Annotated in this window: 1 protein-coding gene; it reads right to left on the bottom strand. The window is 66.3% G+C overall.

Features of this window, described 5'->3' with window-relative positions; translation table 11 throughout:
- Window positions 1–404, bottom strand: a 404-nt coding sequence (locus ACEWB7_RS18370; RefSeq protein WP_411581145.1) for an extracellular solute-binding protein, incomplete at both ends; no start/stop codon positions are given.

The following is a 404-nucleotide window of genomic DNA, read 5'->3' as shown; positions in this document are numbered from 1 at the left end:
GTTTCCACCGAGATCGGGTAGCCCCACAGTTTGTGGTCGTAGGTCACCGCCTGCCAGGAGAAGTCGGCGATCCCGGACTTGGTCTCGGCGCTGGGGGTGACCGGGGTGAGCAGGCCGCTCTTGGCCCACTCGCCGATACGGTCGTGAGCCCAGATGAAGATGTCCGGGCCGTTGCCGGTGGCCGCCGCCTGCTGGTACTTGTCGGTGGCGCTGTCCGGGTGGGCCACCTCGCCCGGAATGCCGGTCTCGGCAGTGAACCGCTTACCGACCTCGGCCAGGCCCTTGTAACCCTTGTCGCCGTTGATCCAGACGACCAGCTTGCCTTCCTCGATCGCTGCCAGGGCCGGCAGCGGCAGGCTGAAGGTGGCCGCCAGGCCAATGGTGGCGAGACACCAGAATTTAGT

The sequence above is a fragment of the Acinetobacter sp. NIOH-H-8 genome, from assembly GCF_046635365.1.
Classification (GTDB): domain Bacteria; phylum Pseudomonadota; class Gammaproteobacteria; order Pseudomonadales; family Moraxellaceae; genus Acinetobacter.
This window is presented reverse-complemented; position numbering and strand designations above follow the sequence as displayed.